The following is a 1966-nucleotide window of genomic DNA, read 5'->3' as shown; positions in this document are numbered from 1 at the left end:
CGTCGGGCACCGCCGCCTTCACGGACGTGGAGTCCCGGGGGTCGTGCCCGGCGATCACGTGATGCAACAGTGCGGTGTCGAGCACCGTGCGCGCGCACGGTCCGCCCTGATCCAGCGACGACGCGCACGCCACCAGGCCGTAGCGCGACACCGTGCCGTAGGTGGGCTTGACGCCGACGGTCGAGGTGAGTGCGGCGGGCTGGCGGATCGAGCCGCCGGTGTCGGACCCGATCGCCAGCGGCGCCTGGAACGCGGCCAGCGCCGCCGCGCTGCCGCCCCCGGAGCCGCCGGGCACCCGGTCGACGTCCCACGGGTTACGGGTGGGGCCGTAGGCGGAGTTCTCGGTCGAGCTGCCCATCGCGAACTCGTCCATGTTGGTCTTGCCCAGGATCGGGATCCCCGCGGCGCGCAGCCGCGAGGTGACGGTGGCGTCATACGGGGAACGCCAGCCCTCCAGGATCTTGGACCCGCAGGTGGTGGGCATGTCGACCGTGGTGAAGACGTCCTTGAGCGCCAGCGGAACCCCCGCCAGCGGCGACGGCAGCCGCTCCCCGGCAGCCACCGCCTCGTCGACGACGGCGGCCGCGCCCAACGCCTCGTCGGCCGCCACGTGCAGGAAGGCGTGGTAGCGGTCATCGGTCGCCTGGATCTGGTCCAGGCACGCCTGGGTGACCTCGACCGACGACACCTCTTTGGCGGCGATCCGGGCGGCCAGCGCGGCGGCGTCGGACCGGATGATCTCGTTCACTCGCTGTCCCCCAGGATCTGCGGGACCGCAAAGCGGCCATCGACGGCCGCGGGCGCCTCGGCCAGCGCCTCGGCCTGGGTCAGGCACGGTGTCGACTCGTCCGGCCGGGTGACGTTGACGTCCTTGAGCGGGTTATCGGTCGCTTCGACGCCGGTGACATCGACCGCCTGCACCTGGCTGACGTGGGTCAGGATGGCGCCGAGCTGGCCGGCGAAGCTGTCGAGTTCGCTGTCGGTAAGCGCCAGCCGGGACAGCCGGGCCAGGTGCGCTACCTCGTCGCGGGAGATCTGGGACACGACTGGAAAGCCTAGCCGCGAAGGTGCGGGCCGCTGCACGCCCGTTGGCCATCGCGCGGCCGGGCGGAGCCGAAATGCCGTTGACACTTCCCTGTGCAACAGTGTTGGCCGTGCCCTCCTATCTGTTGCGCATCGAGCTCGTCGACCGGCCAGGCAGCCTGGGGTCGCTGGCGGTCGCGCTCGGTTCGGTGGGAGCCGACATCCTGTCGCTCGACGTCGTGGACCGCAGCGCCGGTTACGCGACCGACGACCTGGTGATCGAACTGCCGCCGGGGGCCATGCCGGACACGCTGATCACCGCGGCCGAGTCCCTGTCCGGCGTCCGGGTGGACAGCGTGCGCCCGCACACCGGTCTGCTGGAGGCGCATCGTGAGCTCGAGCTCCTCGACCACGTCGCCGCGGCGAAAGGCAAGGCGGCGCGACTGCAGGTCCTCGCCAACGGGGCGCCCAAGGTGCTGCGCGTCAGTTGGTGCACGGTGCTGCGCAGCTCGGGCGGCGAGCTACAGCGCCTGGCCGGCAGCCCGGGTGCCCCGGAGACCAAGGCGGACTCGGCCCCGTGGCTGCCGCTGGAGCGGGCCGCGACGCTGGACAGCAACGCCGAGTGGGTGCCGCAGGCGTGGCGCGACATGGATGTGACGATGGTCGCGGCCCCGTTGGGCGACCCGCACACCGCGGTGGTGCTCGGCCGTCCCGGCCCGGAATTCCGGCCCTCGGAGGTCGCCCGGCTGGGCTACCTCGCCGGGATCGTCGCCACCATGCTGCGCTGACCGGCAGTGCGACCGAATTCGTTGATGCCTCAACGTGTTTGAGCTTCGAGCATTGCCGGGGGCGGTCCCGGTAGCCGGGCTAGTTGTTTGTCGGTGGTGGTTGGGGTTGGAAGGGTGTATACCACCACCAGTCGGCGCGCTCGCCGGTCGGTCCC

The 1966-nt window shown here is 71.7% G+C and carries 4 protein-coding genes; 1 reads left to right on the top strand and 3 read right to left on the bottom strand.

Translation table 11 applies throughout. The features are described from left to right. Both A5732_RS21655 and gatC read right to left on the bottom strand, forming a co-directional pair. A partial coding sequence (locus tag A5732_RS21655) for an amidase family protein (protein WP_253189101.1) occupies positions 1 to 748 on the bottom strand: 748 nt, incomplete at its 3' end. Further along, positions 745 to 1044 (bottom strand): Asp-tRNA(Asn)/Glu-tRNA(Gln) amidotransferase subunit GatC, encoded by a 300-nt coding sequence (gene gatC, locus A5732_RS21650; protein WP_064950317.1) that lies wholly within the window; start codon positions 1042 to 1044, stop codon positions 745 to 747. The genes A5732_RS21655 and gatC, both read right to left, overlap by 4 nt. Before the next feature lie 110 nt (positions 1045 to 1154). Here gatC and A5732_RS21645 point away from each other — a divergent pair, with 110 nt between their 5' ends. Next, positions 1155 to 1811 carry an amino acid-binding protein gene (locus tag A5732_RS21645; RefSeq protein ID WP_139334754.1) on the top strand — a complete coding sequence of 219 codons (657 nt, stop codon included), beginning with the start codon at positions 1155 to 1157 and terminating at the stop codon, positions 1809 to 1811. A 79-nt stretch (positions 1812 to 1890) separates the two neighbouring features. Here A5732_RS21645 and A5732_RS27690 read toward each other — a convergent pair. Beyond that, the coding region (locus tag A5732_RS27690) for a hypothetical protein (protein ID WP_249266670.1) at positions 1891 to 1966 on the bottom strand (76 nt) is incomplete at its 5' end.

The sequence above is a fragment of the Mycobacterium colombiense genome (assembly GCF_001953985.1).
In the GTDB taxonomy this organism is placed as follows: Bacteria; Actinomycetota; Actinomycetes; order Mycobacteriales; family Mycobacteriaceae; genus Mycobacterium; species Mycobacterium colombiense_B.
This window is presented reverse-complemented; position numbering and strand designations above follow the sequence as displayed.